Genomic DNA, 23,989 nt, shown 5'->3' on the forward strand with positions numbered 1-23,989 from the left:
AAGATAGACTGGGCGGTCTGCTATATAACAATAAACGCAAAAAAGTCACAACAAAGAAAATCTAGAAAAGACATAACGTTAGATGGAATTTTTGCAGGCCTTAATGCTTAAGGTCCAGTGTATGAGTAAGCATTATAACCATAAGTAGCATAATGTTATTCAGTATTTCAGCGAGTGCCTTGGAGCGCTTCGCGGGGATTGAAGATGGCTCAGATGCGAACCTAAAGGCCGTCTGCCAAGACTATATGGTTAACAGTTTCTTAAAAAATGACTTTGAACTTTTTTTTCATTTATTACCAAAATCCATGAAGAAAATGGAGGCGATGCTTGAGAAAGATTGGCCAGAGGGACACCTAAAACGTTTTGGTGCTGAGCCATTAACGGAATATGATTTTTTTGAGATAGATGATGAGTTCAGAGAATCAATTTATAAAGGTCATCCAGTTAAAAGCATAAGTATAAAATATCAAGCGGGTGTTATGAAGCGTTACCGCGGTAGTTCGTGCTCTTTTGAGCAATTTGAGGATAAACGTTGGTACTTAGCCCAAAAGCCTTAACTAAGTCAAAAAGCCTTATTATTAAATCAATAGGGCTTTGCTTTTTTAATGCCTAAAAAATATTAAAGGGATTTATGAGTTATAAAATTTGTAAGCAGACAGATGATTGCATTGTGCTACAAGATACTGGTGGCATTATCGACTTTGTTTTTGGTATTGGTATGGCGGCAATGGGTGCAGGTGTCATCTATTTAGGCTGGTTTGGCTACCAAGATACCGGTGAGATATTCATGCCACTCATTATAGCCCTTGTCGGCAGTTGTTTTTTCTTTCCTATGTTTAAGCGTAACCGATTAACGATTGATGCGACCCGTAAAGAGGTGGTGAAAACAAAGTCCTGGTTCGGTATAACCAAAGAAAAAGAGATTGTGACTAATAGCAATCTTTCATTACTCGAAATGTCTGGTTTCATTACCGGTGAATTTAACGCTTTTTTTGATCGTCAACAAAGCGTTATGCATCATTATGCGCTTAAGTTTTATAGCTACCCTGAATGGCATATCACTATCAGAAATGTTTCAACCATGATCAATATCGTGATGTTTTTTGAAAAACACTTTGATACCGATTTAGCATTAGTTGTTCAGCATAAAAGGCATAAATTTAGTACTAAAGGGTTATTAAAAGACCATAAGCCCACTGCACTTCCAACAGGTGGTTTAGTACGCGAATCTGGCTTTCAGCAACTGACTGTAGGCGGCATGCCTTTTACATCATTAAGGTTTTGGCTGTTTGCGATGAGTACCATAGGCATATCATTTTTTATGTCGATATTTATATTATTCTTTTCTGAATCCGTTTTTACACCCTATGTATCCTTGCCGATTCAATACGCTTTATCAGCGTTACTGATTGGCTTTTTTTCTTGGGTATTTCTTTACCGCGCAGCAGGGACAAAACTCAGAATTTATAATGATACTTTGATTATTAAACATGGTGCATTTAACGAGAAAACCTATAAACGTTCAGATATTATTGGCGTAGTAAACATTACTAGAAATACGTATTTAGTGACTCGGCTAGGTGCAGAATGGTTAGCTTTTAGATTACCCACAGAATACAGCTATGCCATTCATAGTTGGTTAATGCCATATCTGAAACGCTGAATCAGAATACTGGAACCATTTACTTATTTAACTCAATTACAGGATGTTATCTATGGATATTTTTAAAAAAGCCAGCTTGTTGGTGGCCATGACTACAGCCATTACCACAATGAGCTTTGCTGCGTTGGCGAGCAATCAAGGCGCTATTGATGCATTTGAAGCCAAAACTAAACCCATAGCACAAGATGCAAAAGTCTTATCCGACAAGCAATTAGTATTGATGGATGAGTTTAATCAGCTCGTGGCGTCGGGTAATGCTGCTGCAGTATTTCAAAGTGGTAAGGTTACAGAGTTACAAGCCCTCGGCGAGCAGACGTTGGTGCAAGCTAAGCTATTTGTAAAAGAGTATGAGCAGTTTTTAGCGCAATTACCTGAAACCTCTACCTGTTATACACCTGAAAACGTCACTGAATATAATCAGCTTATTAATGAGGTGGCGACTAAGAATCAATCTTTATCTGAGTTAAGCAGTACGGTCGCACCAGGTGATGAAGTGGCGGCCACGATGGCAGTATTAAACTTACAAATGCATGCCGGGCAGGTGAGTGGTTTGGTGCAAATGTTCCAACTGGTGAAGATGTGTTACATCTCTGATGCGATGGGTTATACCAAAGAAGATGTTGAGCGTATGCAAGCGGAAGAAGAGCAGTAAAGTCTATGTTAGCGATCATTTATTAACACGGAATTATAATGCAGCATTAAAAATAAACCCCATTCGCTTTTGCTTATGGGGTTTATTGTTATCTGTGACAACGCCTTAAATTAGACGACACAAATTGCTCTATGACTAGAATTAAAATACCAATGGATTAACCTGATCATATAAGTGTTGATATAACGTTTGAGTAAACCCTGTGTTGTTATCAAAGGTGACTGATACATTATTGGACGCAGATGTTTGCATTTTTTCATGGAGTTCAACTTTCATCAGTTGCTGGTCTATGAATAAGAAGTAGTCTGGATAGACATATTGCTGTGCGGTGCCTTCAACGATTTCAGCAACTTTAATCAATAAATGATCACTTGGACTGGTGCTTTTTGTCATTTGATAACGTTGTTCAATGTTGCCATTGCTATCAAGCAAAGCAATGGTTTGTTCTTCTTCATCAATAATGATGTCGAGAGGGAAGTAAAAATCAAACAAAATTTCAGCTACCATTGTTGTCGAAAGTGTTTCTTCAGTGACAAAGCTTGATAGTTCATATGTCTCATAATCTTCAACTACTCGGCACATTACATCTTCGGTTTGAGTGACCGTTAAGCTATATAGTGTATCTGGCCAGGTTAATGCGTCTAATTTTAGCTTTTCTGGAGATGTATTTAACACAGATTGCCAAAAGTCACTGGTATTCGCGTTAGTGATTTTATTGATATCGATTGTAACAGGGACATTCGTTCCGGCATAAATCGTGTTGTAGGTATTACCCGTAATGCTTGGCTCCGTTACTGGGCCATTGTCTTCGGTGTACCAGCGCTTGTCCGTTGTGTGCCAACATTCGTTAACCTCGTCATCGGCTTCATCTAATGGCGCTTCAAATGCCAAGGCTTGGCCGGCTAGCGCGGATACCCAGGTTAACACTTTTGTGTTGTCAGCATTTTGCATAGAAAATCCACTCAGATCAGAAGATAAGGTTAGAGATAAGGTATTAGTGAAACCTTTATCATTAATGATATTACCTAGCACAAGGTCCCAATCATCTTGCGACAAAATACGCGAATCGATAGGTAATTCTGTAAATCCTAATGCGATGGCAGAGTCACTAAAGAGTATATTAATAGCTAAGGTAAAGGCGTCATCTGAGAAGAACTCTTCGATAGACAGACCACTATCACTTAATATTTGCCAAATTTGAGCATAAGTCGCAGCAAGAATTTTTTCTGCTGCAATTAAGTTTGGAATTTGAGTCGCGATGACTTGTTGTAAATAAGCAATGGCATAGTCTATGCGCATAAAATTAGCTGTGGCTGACGTTTCAGCAGAAACTGAGTATAAGGTGTCGGCATCTAATTGATACAAAATAGCTAATAGTGCGTCTAACTCTGTTGATAGCTGACTAATGTCACTGTCAGACAGGTTTTGATTCATCATTTCTATCACACGAGACTGCTTGATATGGGTTAGGTTGTTAATCGCGCCATTATATTGAGGGCTTGCGATTAATGTACCTTGTCCTGCGTCATTAACGATAGATTTTGGTGCTGCTCGGTTAGTCGGGTTTTTAACCTTAAGCGCTAAAGAGCGGGCCTGGATTGCTTGTGTTGCTGCTGCCGCTTGCCAGTTAGCCACTAAATAATAGTCTGGCGTTTCAACTTCGCTTGTCCACTCTAACTGATAGTTACCCTCAGCATCGGTAATTGCGAATGGTTCATCGCTATCACAAGCTAAGTTTTTATTTAAATCAGCGCACACTGTCGCGCCAGATAATGCGCCTTGATAAACCGCTAACCCAGCAATTTGATGATTATATTCAGACACCGGTGGTGTTGTAGGGGTAGTTGGTGTACCTGCATCTGGTTGGGTTACGTCTGTAGTTGAATCATCGTCTGATGAACCACAACCCATCAATAGGGCGCTAGAGATTAAAATAGCTAATAAACTTTTATGGTGCATTAATGTGTCCTTACATTAGATTATTACTGCGTTTTAGCTCAATGGTTGTGCAGTAAGTATTGCATTACAATGCAGCAGCTAACCCACCATTGAAGGTGAGTTTAATGTGTGTCGCTGATACATGCTGGCTTGGTGTTATTAAAAGAGATGGTTAACCTGCTGCGTAGGCAAATAGCTGACCACGATTTTTAATCTTGGTTTTTTTATAAATGTTTTGCACGTGCATTTTGACCGTGTTAACGGAAATGTTGAGCTCTTTGGCCATTTCTTCGTTAGTCAGTCCATGCAGTATAAGCGATAGAATTTGTTGTTCTTTTTTTGTGGTAACAGCAAGAATTTTTGCGCGGTTGCCTGACGACGGAACTCGTTTTTTTTGCAAAATGTACTTAGATACGGCTTTATCGCTAAAGCTAATATCGCCATCTTGTACTTTGTTTATGCTCTGTATTTGATCGACCAGGCTTGCGTCGATGCTCATCGCCGCATGAAATCCAGAAGAGATTAGAATCACTTCGAGCTCTACGTTTAATGCTGGGCAATAGGCAATATGTAAATGACTCTTAAACAATTCTGCAGATAAATAGCTTATCTCTTGTAGCGGGTGCTCAAGGTAATGAATCAATATTGCGGTGCTATTTTCAATACTCGCAATCGTCGACAACTCAGCAGATGCACAGCTTGAACTGCATGTAATAAGATTGCATTCTATGAGATTTGCAAGATGCTGAAATGGCTCTTGCAGATGTAGAGGGAAATCGAGAATAAGCAGGTGTTTAGTGAGCATGTTACTTTCCTTGTTTAAAAATACAGCATCCCTTTGCGGTATTTTTTGAGCCTCGCGGTTGCCTGTTATGCAGAAAGTGGCATCGCTTAGTTATCAAAATTGCGTACTGTTAACTCATTTTTTATTTTTGGCGCTAACTCTGATCTTGCCTGGGCTTGTCACATTGTTTGCATTTAAATTTGTGCAGTTTATGAGCCGAGTAAGATAAATTAAAAAAATAGAGCTGTACATTATGCTCATGCTATAACTTGACAAATACAGCGTAAGTACATGTTTACACGCTGTATTTGAGGTCGTCACTTGCTGTTTAAATGAGCAGGGCGATATAGTACAACATTATAATCCTGTTGCATACGGTAAAATGGGTGTTTTTTGTTCAACACCCATTCTTTACGATATACCCTTTGTGCTGTGAGGCGGTTAACGTTTAGGTTTACGTGAATGGCTAGATTTGCCCTTGTTTGCGGCGGGTTTTTTAGGCTTGCTTCCTCGACCTTGCATAAAGTGTTCTGGGCCTTCAATGGTGTCGCGCATACTCTTGAGTGGCTTTTTCTTGGCTTTTTGCGGGGCTTTTTTTACTTCAGATGACGAGTGTTCAATCAACTTCATTAAGGTACTGAGTTCTTGCTCGTCTAGATCGCGCCATTCACCAATCGGTAATCCTTTAAGCGACACATTCATTATTGATTGGCGCTCAAGCTTGGTGACTTCAAAGTTGAAGTATTCGCACATGCGGCGAATTTGGCGGTTAAGGCCTTGGACTAACACAATTTTAAATGCATAAGGTGACACTTGCTCAACCTTACACTTTTTAGTCACTACGCCTAGTATTGGGACGCCAGCAGACATGCCTTTGATAAAATCATCGGTGATAGGTTTATTTACGGTAACCACGTATTCTTTGTCGTGATTATTACCCGCACGCAAAATCTTATTCACTAAATCGCCATTGTTGGTTAAAAATATCAACCCTTGCGAGTCTTTATCTAGGCGACCAATCGGAAAAATGCGCTCGCTGTGGTTAACAAAATCGACAATATTGTCGCGCTCAGTACCTTCGGTGGTACTGACAATACCAACAGGCTTGTTTAATGCGATGAACACTAAATCGGCTTCGTCACGTGGCTCAATGTCCTGGCCGTTGACTTTCACTTTGTCACCAAACTCAACCGTGTCGCCAATTTTGGCGCGTTTGCCGTTAATAAATACATTGCCCTGTTCAATGAAGCGATCGGCTTCTCGACGTGAGCATATGCCACTCTCGCTGATGTATTTATTTAAACGGGTTGCAGATTCACTCATAGCGGTTCCTTTATCAACATAAACGCGCTGCACTGGCAGGCTGGATCGGCGCAGATAATATCATAAACTTTTTGATTATTCTGTAAGGCACAGACGCTTAACCCTGGTGAATCAATCATCCAAGTCACATTACAAATCCAAGCCTAGTTGCGCCGTTGCATCATGATGTTGTGCCAGTAAGTTGATGTCGCTTAGTGGCGTAGGGGTATGCATGAGCTGTTGCTGTAGTAAGCGATATAAATCGACAGCTAGCTGCGGTGCATCATGATTGTCTGGGGTATGAATAAACAAGTAGGGGTGTTTGCCCTGGTTTATCCATAATGGCAGTTGCTTAAGCCAGTTTTGAAAAAAGTGCACATTTGCTTCGGCCTGTGGATGGCCAATAAAACGCACTACTGGATGTTGAGCTGTGGCAATGGCATGCACTGGCACGTTAGGCTTTTTTTGATGAGCGTCTATTACCGCGGCCGTGGTTGGTGGCGCAGCAAATACTGGCCGAGTGTCCATAATAATGCGATTGCATTGGTTATCGATAAGTAAGCGATTAAGGTCGCGTTCGGCGTCTCCTTTGGCAAAAAAGGCTGGATGACGAACCTCGACACCATAGGTTAACCCTTGAGGTACTTGCGTTAAAAATTGCGCTAAAGCTGGCAAATGCTGTGGACCAAAGCTGGCCGGTAATTGTATTTTCCACATACCTGTTACGTCGAGTAATGGTGCCATTACCGAGAAAAACTGTTGTACTGCGGGGCCGGCATTGTGCAGCTTTAATTCGTGAGTAATGTGTTTAGGCAGTTTAAAGGTAAAGCGAAAGGTGTCATTAACGGCATTACGCCAAATTTGGGCTTGCTGTAATGAAGGTGTGGCATAAAACGTAGTGTTGCCCTCTACGGTATTAAATATTTCTGCATAACGGGCGAGTCGCTGGCTTGAGTCATTATTGCCATACACGGTTTGCTGCCAATGGTTTTGCGACCACATTGCTAACCCCAATCGTATGAATGGTGCATGCGGTTGTTGAGCTGATGTCGGGGAATGCGTATTCAAAATGTTCCTCAGAATAAAAACGGTTTTTGCCTTGTTTATGACAAAAAACGCTTTAACGGCTTAAAAAGTGATATTTAGTTATTTTGTCTATATCTAATCAGTTTGCCCATCTGATAAAATTAGCATCATTGGCTATGCTATCTGGTTATCATATCAGCCAGAAAACAAAAAATGCATTATCTTGGTGTTAAGCGTGAGTTGGAGTGTTTGTGTCTAGTTCTGATCCTGAAAGTCAGTTTGATAATTACCGCCCTAAAGCGTCTTCGGCAAAGCCGGTTAAAGTCCGTAAAAGTAAAGCCGGCTGGTTACTGATTATTTTTGTGTTAGCGACAGCCTATTTGGTTGAATTTGAGGTAAGAACCTCTTATTACCAATCGTACTTTTTACACCAATACGCCACTAAGTTGACCTATCAGTTACGTGACTATCGTAGCGACGCAGTTATTTACCCTAAATATGGCCCGTTTGATGACCGCCACGGGTATAGCCGACTGCCGCAAAAAATTGATCGCTTAATCGAACGTAATTACCAAATTACCCAGCAAGTGGCGTTTTCGCCGATGTTGATGGATTACACCGAAAAAGGTTTTTTCCCGCCTTATCATGAAAAAGCCCAATCAGGCTTATTAATTAAAGACTGCCGCGACATGACAGTGTTTGATTTCTCATACCCTAAACGCGTGTATCAAGACCAGGACAATATTCCGCAACAAGTCATCAGTACCCTGTTGTTTATTGAAAACCGTGAAATGCTCAGCCCAGAAGCCAACTACAACCCTGTGGTCGATTGGCCTCGTTTTGTGTTGGCCGCGGCCAGTCAAATTGCTGAAATTGCCGGCGTTGACATGTCTAAAGCGGGCGGCAGTACGTTAGCCACCCAAATTGAAAAATTTAGGCACTCTAATCATGGCTTAACCTTAAGCATTAAAGACAAGTTACTGCAAATTGGCTCGGCCATTGTGCGGGTCTATCAACAAGGTGAAAGCACTGTTAATGCTCGTCAGCGTATTGTGCAAGATTATCTTAATACCGTGCCGTTATCGTCGGCCCCCGGTTTTGGCGAAGTGCATGGTATTGGTGATGGTTTATGGGCATGGTTTAAAACTGATTTTGCTCAGGCCAATCAGCTACTGTTGAGTCGTCATACCCAACAAAACTCAGCGCAGCGTGGCAAGGTGTTTAGAGAAATTGTCGCGCTTATGATTGCTCAGCGTCGTCCGTCATATTACCTACTGCAAGGCCATGATGATTTGGAGTCATTGGTTGACAGTTATTTGCGTTTACTGGGCCGCGATGGCCTGATTGAAACCCAGTTAATGGTGTCGGCACTAGAGCAAACGCTTACCTTTAACACCACTAAGTTAGCAACAACTAACCCTGCCAATAATAAAGGCGTTAACGCTGTACGCATCCGCACCGCGGGCATGTTAGACGTAAATCTATATGATTTAGACCGTTATGACTTATCGATTAACAGTACATATCATGGTGATTTACAACAAAAAGTGAGTGATTACTTACGCAGCCTGGCAAATGTCAGTTCAGCCGAACGCATTGGTTTATTGGGCGAGCGTTTATTGTCTGTGCAGCAACTCGATAAAGTGCTATACAGCTTTACCTTATATGAGAGCACCGACAGCGCTAACCGCGTGCGTATTCAAACCGACAGTATTGATCAGCCTTTTGATATTAACGAAGGCAGTAAACTCGAACTCGGCTCTACCGCTAAATTGCGGGTGTTGGCAACGTACCTAGACATTATTGCCGAGTTGCAACAGCGTTTCTCAGCTATGACGGTAGCTGATTTGCGCCAGGTTGATGTAGAGCGCAAAGATCATATTACTCGCTGGGTGGTGGATTATTTAATTACCACGCGTGACCGTAACTTAACTCGTATGCTCGACGCGGCGCTGCAACGTGAATATTCAGCTTCACCAGAAGAGCGCTTCTTTACGGGTGGTGGTCTGCATGTATTTAATAACTTTAATAAGAAAGAAAACAGCCGCGTACCTACCTTATATCAAGCCCTGCAAGAGTCGATTAACTTGCCGTTTGTACGCTTAATGCGCGACATTGTTAGCTACAGCAGTAGTTACAATAGCGAAGGTAGCGTGTCGCAATTGTTGCGAAATGACAAAGATCCACGCCGCGAAGAATACTTAAAAGCGTTTGCTAAGCGTGAGGGAAGCTCGTTTGTAAAACGTTTTTATCGCAAATATCGCCAGCTTGCGCCTGAGCAACGTTTAGAGGTGTTATTTGATGGGATCTCGCAACAAGAGCACAAGTTAACGGCGGCATATCGCTATTTAAAACCCTACGACGGTGCCCGCGAACTTAAGGCCTTTTTAACAGCGCGTTTGCCGACTAAAAGCTTTACCGATAAACAAATTAACTTACTGTATAACAAATACGGCGAAGAAAAATTTAACCTTGCCGACCAGGGTTATATTGCCCGAGTGCACCCGTTGGAGTTATGGGTATTACGTTATTTAAATGATTACCCAGAAACCGGCTTAACTCAGGTATTAGACGATGCCCAGCCTCAACTGCAAGAGGTGTATCGTTGGCTATTTAGAACCCGCCATCAAAATGCCCGCGATGTGCGTATTCAGGTCATGCTTGAGGTTGAAGCATTTTTAAGTATCCACCAACGGTGGGTGAGAATGGGTTATCCGTTTGAGTATATGGTGCCATCGTTAGGCTCTGCGTTAGGCAGTTCGGGTGACAGACCAGCAGCGCTCGCAGATTTAATGGGCATCATTCAAAATGACGGTTATCGTTTCCCAACCGTGCGCATTGATGAGCTGCAATTTGCGAAAGACACCCCATATGAGGTGACGCTTGCCAATAATAAGCAAATGGTCACACGAGTGATGCATCAAGAAGTGGCCAGAGCCCTTAAGCGCGCGCTTGCGAATGTGGTGCAAAATGGTACCGCCAGACGACTCAATGGCAGCTTGTTAGACAGTCAAGGCCAGGCGATTATTATGGGCGGTAAAACCGGCACAGGTGATAACCGCATCGCAACCGAAATCCGTAATGGGCGCAAGGTATCATCAACGGCGATTAACCGCACAGCAACGTTTGTGTTTTACCTGGGCGATAGTCACTTTGGTACCTTAACGGCATTTGTTCCCGGGGAAAAGGCAGATGATTTTAGCTTTACCTCTGCACTGCCATTGCAAGTGCTTAAAGGTATGATGCCAATCCTGTCGCCAATGATTAATCAAACCGAGCAGTGTCAGGCAGGGTTGTGATTTAATTAAAACGATTGTTTAACCAGCCCATGGGTTATTGGGCTGGTTATCGTGAAGAGAACTTTTGCTACAAAGGCATTGCTACAAAGGAATGGCTACAAGGCTATTGATTCAAGGCTATTGATATAAGCTAAGCATCACCACTACATGACACACAGCAACGATACTAGTGAGTATGGTGCGCAGAGTCATATAGCTGGCAGAACTTGATAATTGCTTGGCTTTAAACTCAATATACAATAAATACACGTAACCACTGAACAGTAAGATTAATGCCGACAATTCAAACGGCGTTAATAATGCAATCCAGCAACCTAGTGCAATAACGTTACTGACAATCAATAGCTTAGCGATATTATCATCGAGGTTCAGCACTACAGCTTTGCCCCACAACGCCCCCGCCATAAAACTTAAAATAATCGCACTGTAACTAATAAAGCCAAGTAAGGTATGCTCAGGTGATAGCACACTATGATTAAACGCCAATAGGCTTAACGCAATAAACGGAATTAAACCTGCAAATCCGAGCCATTGCCAAGTGCTGATATTTTTCATGGTATCTCCTTTGCTGTAAATAATACCGTTAACACCAATATAAATGATCTTGGTTGTACAACCTATAGGTGAGTGAAACACAATGAATATTTATCTTAAAGACGTTAGCGAACAAGATTTAAGTTTACTATTTGAGTTTCAAAATGACCCCATCGCCAACAATATGGCCGATGTTCCGGCGCGCACTCGTGAGGCATTTTACCTACACTGGCAGCAAAATATTTTTGCCAATGATCAAGGTATCGCAATCGGTATTTGGCATAACAATTTGTTGGTTGGCCATTTGGTATCGTGGGTCAATCTTGAATTAGCCACAATCGATGAGCCAGAAGTGCGTTTAATTGGCTACTGGATTGGGCGAAAATACTGGGGGCAGGGCATAGCGACTCAAGCACTTAAGTTGTTTTTACAGCAATATATCACTAGCCCGGTTTACGCCTATATTGATGCGCAAAACCAGGGCTCGTTAAAAGTCGCTCAGGCCAATGGGTTTGTGGAGGTCACTTCGCAATACCCATCGCTGTTTGCTAAAGATAACTTATTAATATTTAAGCGTGATAGCGTTAAAAATTAATGACCAGCACCGCCGCATCCACCACAACAACTGCCACCATTACCTTGTTTTTTCTGTGACGTTTCTGTTTTGGGTGCTGTGTTGGTTTGTTCAGATTTTGGCGCAACATGACTCACAGATTCTGTCTGTTTGGCAGGTTTAAAAATACCGCTAATTGAAAAGCTCATGGTGCTACCTCGTGATAAAGTGATTTATAGCAAATGAATTAAACATATAATTATTTTACATGTTTAAATTGTATAATTCCCACTTTTACAGTCAAGTATTATTTGTGGCACTTTGTTAGGTATGCGTTAAACGTCACATTAAGTCATAACACAATGTCATTACGAGTCTTTGTTTTGATGTGAATGGACATGATAAACTGCGCATCCACCTGTTTGGAGCTGTTATGTCTTTTGCTGAATTATCGCTACACCCTACGTTAATGACCCGTTTAGCTGAGCTTAATTACCAGCAAGCGACGCCGATCCAATTGCAGGCTATACCGGTGATTTTAAGCGGTAAAGATGTCATGGCTGGCGCGCAAACCGGTACAGGGAAAACCGCCGCTTTTGCGCTGCCCATATTGCAGTCAATTTTGACTCAGCAAGCGCTCAGTCCTAATAAAGCCATTAAGGTTATTCGTGCTCTAGTGCTGGTACCTACCCGCGAATTAGCCCAACAGGTTCATCATAGTATTGAGCAATATGCCTTTGGCTGTGGCATTAACAGCGTAATGGTATATGGCGGCGTGAGTATTGGTGGGCAAATTACTCAGCTCAACAATGGCACCGACATTTTGGTAGCAACCCCAGGGCGATTATTGGATTTATTGCGTAAAAGAACGCTTACTCTGTCGCAGTTAACACACCTTGTGTTTGATGAAGCTGACCGTATGCTGGATATGGGCTTTAAAGATGAGATTATCGATGTGCTCAAGCAAGTGCCTAAAACACGGCAGACACTGCTGTTTTCAGCCACGTTAGATGATCGTATTTTTAGCTTTAGTAAACGCTTACTGCAATCGCCTAAAGTTATCGAAGTTGCAAAGCGCAACACCACCGCCGCGAGTATCGTTGAGCGTGTTTATAACCTCGACAGCAACCGAAAGTGTGCGGCATTGTGTCATTTAATTAAGCTTGAAAAATGGCAGCAAACCTTGATTTTTAGCCGCACCAAACAAGGTGCTGATGCCCTTGTTAAACAAATGAAGCATGCAGGTGTTAGCGCTGAGGCGTTTCATGCCGATTTATCACAAGCCGTGCGTGAGCAAGTGCTAAACCAGTTTAAAAGTGGCGAGCTTACCGCGCTGGTGGCCACTGATGTTGCAGCCAGAGGTCTAGATATTAACGAGCTTAATTATGTGGTTAATATGGAGTTACCGTTTCAGGTTGAAGACTATGTTCACCGAATTGGCCGCACAGGCCGTGCAGGTAATCAAGGCCAGGCAATCACGTTACTGAGCGTCGATGACGAGCCGTTACTGGTTAAACTAGAAACTTTTTTAGACCGCCGACTGCCGCAACAATGGTTAACAGGCTATGAGCCCGATTTAACACAAATGGCGGTGACTACGCGTAAAACCACCAAAAGTGCCCTTAAGCAACAAGCGCGTAAAAAAGCCTTGGGTCAACGTCCGTCACGCAATAAAAAGTCATCACCTTAGCGCCACTGTATCTTAGCGTCACTTTCTCATGAGAGTGGCGTATTCGCATCATCGTGATTAATCGTCTTTTAATTGCCATATTATTGTCATGTTTTTTGAACCTTGCTGTCACATTAGATGCTTATCTTATCTGTCGAATAATCATACCTACAGCTAATGTTGAGCATACACAAGGAATACATATGAGCAAGGCGACGTTTAACCCAACTCGTTTTAATAAAAGCAATAATACTCCATTTAATGAAGTGATGGACGCTCACTTATCACGCCGTAATTTTGTTAAGCGTGGTTTGGGCTTAAGTGCCATGACCGCCTTTGGTGGATTTGGATTAAGTGCCTGTGGTTCTGATAACAACAGCAGTACGCCTAATACCCCTACGACACCAACAACACCGACAGCGCCAACACAAAGTTCAGCTGTGTTAGGTTTTGAGTCAATTCCAGGGTCGTTAACCGATGCAGTGGCCATTCCTGCTGGCTATTCGGCCTATGTATTAGCGCCTTGGGGTACGCCACTTAACTCAAAAGCGGCTGCATGGAAAGATGACGGAAGCAACACTGCAGATGACCAGGCCAATTCTGTGGGTATGCATCATGATGGTATGCATTTCTTCCCGCTCAATGATGCCGGTGATGACGGTTTATTGTGCATTAACCACGAATATATTGACCAGGATGCTCTGCACCCAACAGGCCCAACTTACGACACCGATGGCAAGCGCAGTGTTATTGATGAAGTGCGTAAAGAAATCAACGCACATGGTGTATCAGTTGTGCGTATTAAGCTGGTATCTGGCATGTGGCAAGTGGTTGAAAACGACAGCTACAACCGCCGATTTACTGGTGCGAGCGTAATGGATGTAAGCGGCCCATTAGCCTATAGCTCTTACCTTGAAACTCGCTACTCGCCTGACGGCAGCCAGGTGCGTGGCACGTTAAACAACTGTGGTAATGGCTACACGCCCTGGGGCACGTATTTAACCTGTGAAGAAAACTGGCCAGAATATTTTGTGAATAAAGGCGAGCTGACTGCAGTGCAATCACGCACTGGCATTCCAAATACTGACACGCGTTATGGCTGGAACCACTTAGCCGGTAATGACGATGAACGTTTAGACGAGTTTGCTCGTTTTGACATGACCCCAAGCGGTTCAAGTGCGGCTAACGATTACCGCAACGAAGCCAATGGCCATGGTTATATTGTTGAGATTGATCCATACAACCCTAACTCTCGCGCAGTTAAGCGCACAGCATTAGGCCGTTTCCGTCACGAAGGTTGCGTGTTTGGTAAGCTTGAAGAAGGCAAGCCTCTGACGTTTTATTCTGGTCACGATTCTCGCTTTGAATACCTGTATAAATTTGTGTCTGACGCAGTATGGGACGCAGCAGATGCCAACAGCACTAATCGTTTAAGTGTAGGCGATAAGTACATGAATGCCGGCACCTTATATGTGGCCAAGTTTAATGAAGATGGCGTAGGCGAGTGGTTGCCTTTAACCCTAGACGGAATGACAACTGACGGCGGTACACTAGCGGATAGTTTTGGTTCTTTAGAAGAAATTATTTTAAACACAGCGGGCGCAGCAGATTTGGTCGGTGCAACCCCAATGGACCGCCCAGAATGGGCTGCGGTTGATCCATTTACTGGCACGGTCTACCTGACTTTGACCAATAACAGCCGACGTACTGACAATACTAACCCTGCTAACCCACGTTTAAATAATAACTTTGGTCATATTATCCGTTGGGATGAAGGCGACGCTGCCACTGACTTTAGCTGGGATATTTTTGTCTTTGGTTCGCCAGATGATGGCGATGCAGCAACTAACTTATCGGGCTTAACTGATCTCAATCAGTTTGCTAGCCCAGATGGATTGGCGTTTGACCCTCGCGGTATTTTATGGGTGCAAACCGATAATGGCGCCTCTGAAGTGGGTGAAGAAACTAACGATCAAATGCTCGCGATTGTGCCATCAACTATGGTTGATGCCGACGGTAACCAACAAGTAGTGAGTGCCGACAATCAAACTCAGCTTAAGCGTTTCTTTGTTGGGCCAAACGGTTGTGAAGTCACCGGTTTTGCGATTACTCCTGATTACACTTCCGTTTTTGCTAATATTCAGCACCCAGGTAACTGGCCTTACTCTGATAAAGCAGACGAAGCCACACCAGCAGGTGTTACTGTACGTCCACGTGCCGCAACAGTGATTATTCGCAAAGATGATGGCGGTGCGGTTGGCGTTTAATGTGTTGTAGGTTGCTTAGAGATAACTGCGAGATAACTCATTAGTTGCCTTAAGCTGTAATCACTTTTAATGTTCAAACCCTGATAGACTTGTGCTATCAGGGTTTTATTATTTATCAACGTATAATTTATCAGCGTATAAGTTATCAACATATAATTAAAAACAGGAGCGTTATGCTAAAAGGCATTCACCATGTGGCCATCATTTGTAGCGATTACCCTCGCTCAAAAGCGTTTTATACCCAAATATTGGGGCTGAAGATTATTGCCGAAAATTATCGCGAGATCCGCGACTCATATAAGTTAGACCTTGCTTTACCAGACGGTAGCCAAATTGAGCTGTTCTCGTTTAATGGTGCCCCACAAAGACCGAGTTTTCCAGAGGCGCAAGGATTACGACACCTAGCGTTCAAAGTTGACGATATCAATCAAGTGGTACAGCATTTACAACAACAGGGTGTGGAGGTTGAGCATATTCGAGTCGATGAGTACACCAATAAGCAATATACTTTTTTCAGTGATCCTGATGGTTTGCCATTAGAGTTATATCAAACAGCTTAACAAGCTTTCTCCCAACGTTACCGCTTAGCTTTTTACTCTCTCATTGCGATCATACTTACGCTGCCTATGTCGTTTTTGGCAGCGTGCTTAAGTTATTTTGTGTCAACGTTACCTTTACCTTGTTATTAATTATCATCAGTTGCAGCGTAAACAGACTCCTAAGATTACAATCTTTACACAAATGATAATGATTTGTATTTGCGATCTTTATTGTATTTATGTAGAGTGCGTCACATAAACAAGCTTTCATAAACGCTAATTAATAATAGGATGATGTTAGACATGAAATCGAACAGTTACAGTAAGTTGTCGTTAGGTGCACAGGCCATTGCCGCGGCATTAGTGTTTGGTAGCCCAGCAGTTTATGCCGCTGACACCACTAAAGAAACGTGCGATAAGGACATATTAGCCAACTGTAAGCCAGCAGAAACTGACGAGTCTATCGAGCGCATTCGCGTACATGGTGTGCAAAATTCTGTTTACATGTTTAACAGTTCAGCCGACAAACGCCGTCTAGCAGAGTTAGTCGACACGCCACAGGTGATTACGGTATTAACCCAAGACCAAATTCAAGAGTCAGGCAACACCGACCTAAAAGACATTTTGTCAGCCCAGGCGGGTGTAACCCTAGGTACAGGTGAAAACGGTAACGCGTTTGGCGATCGTTATATTATCCGTGGCCACGAAGCGCGCAGTGACGTGTTTGTTGATGGCCTACGTGACCCTGGCATGACAACCCGTGAAAGCTTTGCTACTGAGCGTGTTGAAATTACCAAAGGCCCAAGCTCAACCTTTGCTGGCCGTGGTTCATCAGGTGGTGCGATTAACTCCGTCACCAAAAAAGCCTCAGTAGCGTATGATTTTGGCCGTGTCGATTTAGGTGTAGGCACTGACGATCACAGCCGTGTCACCATTGACTACAACTTACCATTGTCTGAAAAAGTCGCAGTACGATTAAATGGTTTAACCGCACAAGAAGATAAGCCAGGCCGCGAAGGCATTAGCCGTGAACGTGACGGTGTGCAGTTATCGGGTGTGTATGAAACCACCGATGCACTGTCATTCATCGCAGACGTTTATCATATAAGCGCTGAAGACGTACCCGATTTAGGCAGCTACTTTGATCAAGACACCCGTAAGCCTTTAGAAGATATTCCTGTCTATGCACAAGAAGGTGACTTTTTAGACTCAGAGGTGACCACTTTTACCCTGCGTACTGAATACGAGCTTAATAGTGACATTACCCTGTATAACGCCACTCGTGTGGGCCATACCGAAAACGGCTACATTACTACCGGTATGAGTGGCACAACTCGCGCCGATACCGATGCAACTGCGCCAGGTGAAGATACGCTAACATTGAGTACTCACCAGGGTAATCAAGATGTAGATTATTTTAGCACCCAGTTCAACTTATTCTGGAACACCAAAATCTTTGGTTTTAACAACAAGCTAGTCTTTGGTTTGGAATACTCTGACGAAAACGTCGATAACGGTGTGTATAACATTACCAACAACAACTCAACCAACTGTTCTACAGATGGCCGACGCGGCGTGTCTGAGTCCTACTGTATTATCGATGGCAATGGTAATACCGTTGACAACATCAGCCAGTTAATGGGGCGCACCTATGTAAAAGGTGAGTCAGATGCCATCTTCGACATCCAAACTGTTGCAGCATACATGATGGATAACGTTGAACTGACAGAGCAACTGTCGATGTTTTATGGTTTAAGACTCGACAGCTTCGACTACAGCAACCAAACCAGCAACACCTTATATGAATATTCAGACACCATGTATAACTTTAACTTCGGTTTAGTTTACGATCTGTCTGAAGATGCCAATATTTATGCTAACTACAGTACAGCAACCAACATCAATGGTGGCGAGTCTGACCTAGGCGGCAACTGTGGTTATGGCGGTGTATGTGGTACTGAAGATCAAGCCAGTGAAGCCGATGCTGAAATTGTAGAAAACATTGAACTTGGTACCAAGTGGATGTTATTTGACGATAAAATGATGTTCTCAGCCTCTATTTTCCAAATCACAAAAAGTGACGTAATGGAAAGTGTAGGCGAAGACGACTATGCAACCCTAGGTACGCTAAACACAGGTAAAAACCGCGTTAAAGGGATTGAATTTGGCATGGTCGGTAATATTACAGATAAGCTGAGCATACAATTTTCGGCGGCTAAAATGGATTCAGAAGTATTGGATTCTTACAACTCAGCAAACATTGGTTTAGCACTCAGTAACTTTGCCGACGAAAGCGCGTATTTACAATTACGTTATCAGTTAACAGAATCATTTGTTATCGGTGGCAGCTACACATATCAGAGCAACATGTTCGGCGGACAACCTGATACTGCCGCAGATTACGACAGCACAAATGAACGTTACAATATTGAAGTACCTAGCTATCAAGTGGTTGATTTATTTGCCAGCTACAATGCCACAGAAGCCTTAACATTTCGCTTAAATGTGGGTAACGTAATGGATGAAGAGTATTGGACCGCAGCATACCGTTCAGGTGCATTTATGTATCTGGGTGATGCGCGTAACTCAAAACTGTCGATGACATACGAATTTTAATCCGTAGTTAGTAATCAATGGTTAACCATTGATTAGTTAACCACTCACTCCAACGCTTAGCCTCTCGTTAAGCGTTGGTTTTTTGATTTTAGGAAGCCAGCTCACAAACCCCATTACGGCTTCAAATGACTTTAATGTAGATGACTACACCGACAGTCATCTACATTGTATTGAGCTTCGTGACAGAGCCTAAAGTAGATAATATTCTAATAAGGATAAGTGCATGGTTGTTATAGAAAAAGTTCTAAATAAAGAGCAGGTTAGCGCTTATCGTCAGCAGCTGGCGCAATGTCCCTGGGGCGACGGTCGTCAAACGGCAATGGGCATGGCAGCATCTGTTAAACAAAATCATCAAGCTGATGCGCAAGACGCCAAGGTACAACAACTGGCTAATCAGTTATTAGCACGTATTGGTGACACGCCTAAAGTAGTTTCAGCGGCATTACCGCATAAAATTTTCCCACCGTGTTTTAACCGCTACAGCGAAACCGAAGAGTATGGCTACCATGTGGACGCCGCGATTATGCGTATTCCACATACCAGCGAGGTGATCCGCAGCGACGTGTCGATGACGGTTTTTTTAAGTGAGCCAGAAGAATACGACGGCGGTGAATTGGTTATCTCTACCGAGTTTGGTCAGCAGCAAATTAAACTGCCAGCAGGGTATGCCGTGGTGTATCCATCAAGCAGTTTACATAAAGTCACCGCGGTCACTCGCGGCCAACGTGTTGCTGCAATTACCTGGATGCAAAGCATGGTGGCAGATACAAGCTTACGCCAAACCTTGTATCAACTTGACCAGAGTATTCAAAAGCTGATTAATGCCAACAAAACCGATCGCGCTGAACTCGACAATTTACACAATGTGTATCACAACTTAATCCGGCAGTTTACTCAGGTATAAACATCACAAAAAGGGCGTATATTTTGTCAATATACGCCCATTGAACTTGTTGAATTTATTGTTTTTAATATATTGTGTTTAATTTATTAGCTTATCGTCATCTGCCCAGTGTAAAGAATAAAGTTACGCAGTAAAATCACCCCAAGTAAACTTAAACACGCTGTACCGGCCACGTATGAAAACGTACGTTTTGAGGTAGCAGTCATAAACAGGTTCATGGCTAAAGGCGCAGACAATCCCAATCCCATAATACCGAACCAGAACACCCATCCCCAAAATCCTTCGCCAATGGCAGTAAAGGCCGCCATTTTACTTTGGCCTCCACTGAGAATAAGCCCAGCAAAGAAGGTAAACATGAGTACGATTTCACCCAAAATTAACGGGATTTCAACGCGGTGAATAAAGTGTACTTCTTTACCGTTAGGGTTGCCGTTAAGTAACACCCCACCTAATAACGAGGCTGCAGAGCCAGACGACAAACCAGAAGCTAAAAACAGTAAAGGTAATACAGGGTTGTTCAGCATTGGAAAGCGCGGTTGGGCTGAGAGTAAAAAGCCGGTATACGCCCCTAATGCCACCGAAAATATAATCAGCAATCCGGTCACACTAGCTTCATAGCGGGCTAATTTTTCACTGAGCTTAGTGATAAATGCAAACCGTGGTCGACACCAGTCCTCAATAGGTTTACGAAAGGTGATGGCTATCCAGGCATACATAAATACCTGGTAAATCATCAGCACCACAACGCCTATGGACATCACCGAGGTTGGGTTGTAAAAAACTAATATTTTCCAAAACTCAAAAGGCTTGGTTAAGTCGAGCACCAAAATACCCAGCCCTGCTAACACCGCAATTGGCGCGACAATACAGGCAGCTTGCACAAAACCAGAGCGATAAGCTTGGTCTTTAAGACACGCATGCTTTAACAGCACAGCAAAAAACATCGCCCCAGCAGACACCCCAGCCAAAAACAGATAAATGGCAATCGGCCAATGCCAGACTAACGAGTCAAAGTGGAAGGCACTCATAATGTAATCTCCCCTGGTTTGGCGGTAATTCTAAACAGTTTAGGGCGGGTGCCTAAATCTTGTTTGTTTCGTTGAGTCGCATTAGCTTTTAAGGTCGCAACGATTAACGAGTCGGGATCTTTAAGGTTACCAAACACCAATGCATTAGTTGGACAGGCTTCAACACAGGCTGGCTGTTTACCTTGTTTAAGATTTGTCTCTTTACAAAAGTCGCACTTGTCGGCCGCTTTAGTGACTGGATTGATAAAGCGTATTTCATAAGGGCAAGCTAAAAGGCAATATTGGCAACCAACGCATTTATCGGCATGCACCGATACTATACCGGTTTTCTTATCAATATAAGCAGCACCTGTTGGGCACACATTGACACAAGGCGCGTCTTCGCAATGCTCGCAAGAGTGGCGGGTAAAGTGGTAATACTGATCAGGGTACTCACCATAAGGGCCTGTTTTTTCGATGCTTAAACGGGTTACGCCTTCAGGTACATGGTTGGTTTCACGACATGCTTCAACGCAGGCATTACAGCCAATGCATTTGGTTTCATCATGAATGATGGCGTACTTTATGGCTTGTTCAGTTTCTGCATCTGTGGTGCCATTGACCGCGAAAGGAGAAACTGACACTCCCGCAACTAATGCACAGGTTCTTCTCAGGAAATCTCTTCTTGAATTTTCCATAATGTATTACCTCTGCACACTATGACAACGCTGGCATTCATCACTACGTTGTTTGGTTGTTAAGGTCATTATTCTGTCAGTTTGCGGATGCAATTGATGGCATGCACTGCACGCAACTTTTTGCGCATGTACATTATGAGTCCACTCAGTATCTGCTAACTTTTTAGGGATATGGCATGTTAAGCAGACATTGTTTTGGGTCGCAACGGCTAGGTCGCTGTCGGCTGAAAACACCATTAAATCATTCGGTTTTTTAGGGTGATTACCTTTTTCACCATGACAAGAACTGCAGCTTAAATTAAGCTCATCGAGGGCGTGATGTCCCTGCATTTTGCCATTGCGTTTATGGCATTTCATGCACGAGTCATTGTTAATTTGCTCAGTAGAGTCATTGCAATGTGCTTGCTGACTAATAAGGGCAAGCGATAATACACTTGCACTTAACATCAGTAGCCAGTTTATACGGGACATAGCCAGTCCTCTCTACAATGGTTTGATCACAGGAAATGTCGGGTGAGAGTAGTAAGCTGCCACCCGACAGGGTTTTCACGCAGGTAACACGCCTTGCAACATCTGCACGTCATAAGGTTTGCCTCGAGCCATTTCAACCAATTTCACATTGAATTTCTCGAATAAACTTTTCGCGTTAGCGTCATCTTCTTTACTGAAATCAGAGATAATCAATTTCACTTCAGATGAGTCATGGTCTATGACTACGTAATCGAGTTTCGTGTGGTTTTCGGCTGCGGTATGGGCATCCATTTCAAACACATTGTCCATGGGGACATTGCAGCAAACATCGTACTTTCCTCCCACCATTGCTTGTAGTGATTTCATGAAATCAAAGCTTTGGGTGTCAAAAAGCGCTTTTTTGAGCGTGATAGTGTGCTCTTCGTGATCTGTTTTGAAGAACTTAATACATGTCATAATAAACATGACAATGATAAAAGGAACGGCAATAAACAGAACTGAGTACACAAACGCATAACTTAAAAAGACTGAAGTAAACATATATACCTCCCAAACGCATTTTAAAATTATTTTTTTAAAACCATCCTTTGTCGTAGATGCATGATCAATACTATGCCTGATGTGGTCGATTTAATTGATCTTAATCAATAAATCACAATGAGTTGCTGATTGTTGGTGAGAGTTTAGGGGTGGCTCTAATTCACTGTTTTTATCTTTTTGTTTTAGGTTTTTGGGTAATAAATAAAGCATTAATGAGTAATGCTAGTTATGCAATTTTGGTTAGTTAAAATCTATTTTGCTCAAATAGGGATTACGTAAATTGTAATTCGTGATTATCTGTGGGTTTTAGGAATTTAGTTTTGTGAATTTAATGATCTAGGTTAACTAAATAGTAAATAATTAAAATATCGTTATCATATATTTGCTGTTTGGTTAATATTATAGGTTGCATTTGCAACAGGAGACATTGATATGAAACCGATTGAATTAGATAAATTGGATTTATTAACGCTCACTATATTAGTTAACCTATATGAGCATAAGTCAGCTACGCATGTCTCTAGAATGTTAGATATACCCGCATCAAAAATTAGTCGCTGCTTACACACGGCAAGATTAATTTTTGGCGATGACCTGTTTATTAGGCGAAAATACGGCTTAGTGCCGAATGATTATGCCGGAAAAATTTACCCCATAGCCAAAGAGATTGTTGATTGTGCAAAACATTTTAATCGGGTCAACAGTGCAGAGCAATTACACCATCGCTATTTTGAATTAACCTTCCCAGGCATGATAGCGCACGCATATCCTAGAGCCTTGATGCATGCCATCAAAGTACACAATAAAAATATTCACATCAACGTCAGTAGTTGGAGTAATCACTCACTCGAAACCCTGACCAACGACCCTCATGGTATCGTTATGTGTTGTTGTAAAGACCCTGATGAAATACGTTTTTTTGATCAAAATTTGCAGGTTGAAGTGCTTGCAACATTAAACCGTCAGTACTTATTGTGTTGTAAAAAACACCCTATTTTAAAACAAGAAATTAGCCTCGAAACTATTTCTAACTATCCGTTTATCAATACCTTTATTGGCGTGCAGGCGCCGGTGCTTAATCCGTTTCAAGAATATTGCCAATCTCATAAGCTTACCTTAAATACTGAAATGACGATTACCAGCATTTCATCGTTATTTGAGTACCTCTCTGATTGTAACTCGTTAGCAATTACGCCCTATAAAGCGGTATACGACATGCTCGATGATGACTCAGGTATCCATGCTTGCCAGTTATCAGAAGTGGAGTGTGAACGTATTTTTCAAGTCGTTGAGCCTTTAAAGCTGGTAATGGTGACTTACCCTACGACAGACAACGAAGAATCTACCTGGTTAAAGAAAAAAATCCGCGAATTAACCTTAGAGCTAGTATAAGTTTGACAGCATATCTACGTTTTAAGTGTGCAGGATAATGAATATATCCTCCCGCTTTATGATGCCAATAAGTTGATAGTTTTATCATCTGCATAGATTTATTTCGCTACAACCGCTTTATATTCCCTCATCAAT

At 42.5% G+C, this 23,989-nt stretch carries 21 protein-coding genes; 11 read left to right on the plus strand and 10 right to left on the minus strand.

Going from position 1 to position 23,989, the window contains the following annotated elements:
* Nucleotides 1-152 precede the first annotated feature (152 nt).
* The 3 genes from GQA99_RS08240 to GQA99_RS08250 all read left to right on the plus strand — a co-directional run bounded on the left by GQA99_RS08240 (nucleotide 153) and on the right by GQA99_RS08250 (nucleotide 2,315).
* Complete coding sequence (locus GQA99_RS08240; protein ID WP_160053416.1) at nucleotides 153-557, plus strand: hypothetical protein; 405 nt, start codon at nucleotides 153-155, stop codon at nucleotides 555-557.
* Nucleotides 558-631: 74 nt separating this feature from the next.
* On the plus strand, nucleotides 632-1,663 hold the full coding sequence (locus GQA99_RS08245) for a hypothetical protein (RefSeq protein WP_160053417.1): 1,032 nt from the start codon (nucleotides 632-634) through the stop codon (nucleotides 1,661-1,663).
* Between the two features lie 52 nt (nucleotides 1,664-1,715).
* Nucleotides 1,716-2,315 (plus strand): hypothetical protein, encoded by a 600-nt coding sequence (locus GQA99_RS08250; RefSeq protein WP_160053418.1) that lies wholly within the window; start codon nucleotides 1,716-1,718, stop codon nucleotides 2,313-2,315.
* A 141-nt stretch (nucleotides 2,316-2,456) separates the two neighbouring features.
* On the opposite strand, the gene GQA99_RS08255 is transcribed toward GQA99_RS08250, so the two are convergent.
* From GQA99_RS08255 to GQA99_RS08270, 4 genes are all read right to left on the minus strand, one after another.
* Complete coding sequence (locus GQA99_RS08255) at nucleotides 2,457-4,274, minus strand: hypothetical protein (RefSeq protein WP_160053419.1); 1,818 nt, start codon at nucleotides 4,272-4,274, stop codon at nucleotides 2,457-2,459.
* Nucleotides 4,275-4,425: 151 nt separating this feature from the next.
* Nucleotides 4,426-5,058: a helix-turn-helix domain-containing protein gene (locus GQA99_RS08260; RefSeq protein WP_160053420.1), complete on the minus strand. Its 633-nt coding sequence runs from the start codon at nucleotides 5,056-5,058 to the stop codon at nucleotides 4,426-4,428.
* 420 nt (nucleotides 5,059-5,478) lie between these two features.
* Nucleotides 5,479-6,360, minus strand: coding sequence for a 23S rRNA pseudouridine(2604) synthase RluF (gene rluF, locus GQA99_RS08265; protein ID WP_160053421.1), 882 nt, complete (start codon nucleotides 6,358-6,360; stop codon nucleotides 5,479-5,481).
* A gap of 129 nt (nucleotides 6,361-6,489) precedes the next feature.
* On the minus strand, nucleotides 6,490-7,359 hold the full coding sequence (locus GQA99_RS08270) for a DUF72 domain-containing protein (RefSeq protein ID WP_500691080.1): 870 nt from the start codon (nucleotides 7,357-7,359) through the stop codon (nucleotides 6,490-6,492).
* 257 nt (nucleotides 7,360-7,616) lie between these two features.
* Here GQA99_RS08270 and GQA99_RS08275 point away from each other — a divergent pair, with 257 nt between their 5' ends.
* Nucleotides 7,617-10,664, plus strand: a complete 3,048-nt coding sequence (locus tag GQA99_RS08275) for a transglycosylase domain-containing protein (protein ID WP_160053423.1) — start codon at nucleotides 7,617-7,619, stop codon at nucleotides 10,662-10,664.
* A 117-nt stretch (nucleotides 10,665-10,781) separates the two neighbouring features.
* On the opposite strand, the gene GQA99_RS08280 is transcribed toward GQA99_RS08275, so the two are convergent.
* A complete protein-coding gene (locus tag GQA99_RS08280; RefSeq protein WP_160053424.1) occupies nucleotides 10,782-11,219 on the minus strand; it encodes a DUF3429 domain-containing protein in 438 nt (145 codons plus the stop codon).
* A gap of 82 nt (nucleotides 11,220-11,301) precedes the next feature.
* Between GQA99_RS08280 and GQA99_RS08285 the strand changes: the two genes are divergently transcribed.
* Nucleotides 11,302-11,793 (plus strand): GNAT family N-acetyltransferase, encoded by a 492-nt coding sequence (locus GQA99_RS08285; protein ID WP_160053425.1) that lies wholly within the window; start codon nucleotides 11,302-11,304, stop codon nucleotides 11,791-11,793.
* On the opposite strand, the gene GQA99_RS08290 is transcribed toward GQA99_RS08285, so the two are convergent.
* On the minus strand, nucleotides 11,790-11,960 hold the full coding sequence (locus tag GQA99_RS08290) for a hypothetical protein (RefSeq protein WP_160053426.1): 171 nt from the start codon (nucleotides 11,958-11,960) through the stop codon (nucleotides 11,790-11,792). The genes GQA99_RS08285 and GQA99_RS08290 overlap by 4 nt on opposite strands.
* A gap of 224 nt (nucleotides 11,961-12,184) precedes the next feature.
* Here GQA99_RS08290 and GQA99_RS08295 point away from each other — a divergent pair, with 224 nt between their 5' ends.
* The 5 genes from GQA99_RS08295 (at nucleotide 12,185) to GQA99_RS08315 (ending at nucleotide 19,746) form a co-directional block, all read left to right on the plus strand.
* On the plus strand, nucleotides 12,185-13,441 hold the full coding sequence (locus GQA99_RS08295; RefSeq protein ID WP_160053427.1) for a DEAD/DEAH box helicase: 1,257 nt from the start codon (nucleotides 12,185-12,187) through the stop codon (nucleotides 13,439-13,441).
* Between the two features lie 182 nt (nucleotides 13,442-13,623).
* Nucleotides 13,624-15,687 (plus strand): PhoX family protein, encoded by a 2,064-nt coding sequence (locus GQA99_RS08300; protein WP_160053428.1) that lies wholly within the window; start codon nucleotides 13,624-13,626, stop codon nucleotides 15,685-15,687.
* Nucleotides 15,688-15,860: 173 nt separating this feature from the next.
* Nucleotides 15,861-16,247 carry an SMU1112c/YaeR family gloxylase I-like metalloprotein gene (gene gloA2, locus GQA99_RS08305; RefSeq protein ID WP_160053429.1) on the plus strand — a complete coding sequence of 129 codons (387 nt, stop codon included), beginning with the start codon at nucleotides 15,861-15,863 and terminating at the stop codon, nucleotides 16,245-16,247.
* 282 nt (nucleotides 16,248-16,529) lie between these two features.
* Nucleotides 16,530-18,842: a TonB-dependent receptor gene (locus tag GQA99_RS08310; RefSeq protein WP_160053430.1), complete on the plus strand. Its 2,313-nt coding sequence runs from the start codon at nucleotides 16,530-16,532 to the stop codon at nucleotides 18,840-18,842.
* Nucleotides 18,843-19,065: 223 nt separating this feature from the next.
* A complete protein-coding gene (locus GQA99_RS08315) occupies nucleotides 19,066-19,746 on the plus strand; it encodes a Fe2+-dependent dioxygenase (protein ID WP_160053431.1) in 681 nt (226 codons plus the stop codon).
* Between the two features lie 86 nt (nucleotides 19,747-19,832).
* Here GQA99_RS08315 and nrfD read toward each other — a convergent pair whose 3' ends face one another.
* The 4 genes from nrfD to GQA99_RS08335 form a co-directional block, all read right to left on the minus strand.
* Nucleotides 19,833-20,774 (minus strand): cytochrome c nitrite reductase subunit NrfD, encoded by a 942-nt coding sequence (gene nrfD / locus GQA99_RS08320; RefSeq protein WP_160053432.1) that lies wholly within the window; start codon nucleotides 20,772-20,774, stop codon nucleotides 19,833-19,835.
* Nucleotides 20,771-21,451 carry a 4Fe-4S dicluster domain-containing protein gene (locus GQA99_RS08325; protein WP_160053433.1) on the minus strand — a complete coding sequence of 227 codons (681 nt, stop codon included), beginning with the start codon at nucleotides 21,449-21,451 and terminating at the stop codon, nucleotides 20,771-20,773. Before GQA99_RS08325 ends, nrfD begins: the two co-directional genes overlap by 4 nt.
* Nucleotides 21,452-21,457: 6 nt before the next feature.
* Complete coding sequence (locus tag GQA99_RS08330; protein WP_160053434.1) at nucleotides 21,458-21,922, minus strand: multiheme c-type cytochrome; 465 nt, start codon at nucleotides 21,920-21,922, stop codon at nucleotides 21,458-21,460.
* 75 nt (nucleotides 21,923-21,997) lie between these two features.
* Entirely contained in the window at nucleotides 21,998-22,462 is a 465-nt protein-coding gene (locus GQA99_RS08335; protein WP_160053435.1) for a hypothetical protein, read from the minus strand.
* Nucleotides 22,463-22,894: 432 nt separating this feature from the next.
* Here GQA99_RS08335 and GQA99_RS08340 point away from each other — a divergent pair, with 432 nt between their 5' ends.
* Nucleotides 22,895-23,854, plus strand: a complete 960-nt coding sequence (locus GQA99_RS08340) for a LysR family transcriptional regulator (RefSeq protein WP_160053436.1) — start codon at nucleotides 22,895-22,897, stop codon at nucleotides 23,852-23,854.
* Nucleotides 23,855-23,989 lie beyond the last annotated feature (135 nt).

The organism is Shewanella litoralis, from assembly GCF_009828585.1.
GTDB classification, from domain to species: domain Bacteria; phylum Pseudomonadota; class Gammaproteobacteria; order Enterobacterales; family Shewanellaceae; genus Shewanella; species Shewanella litoralis.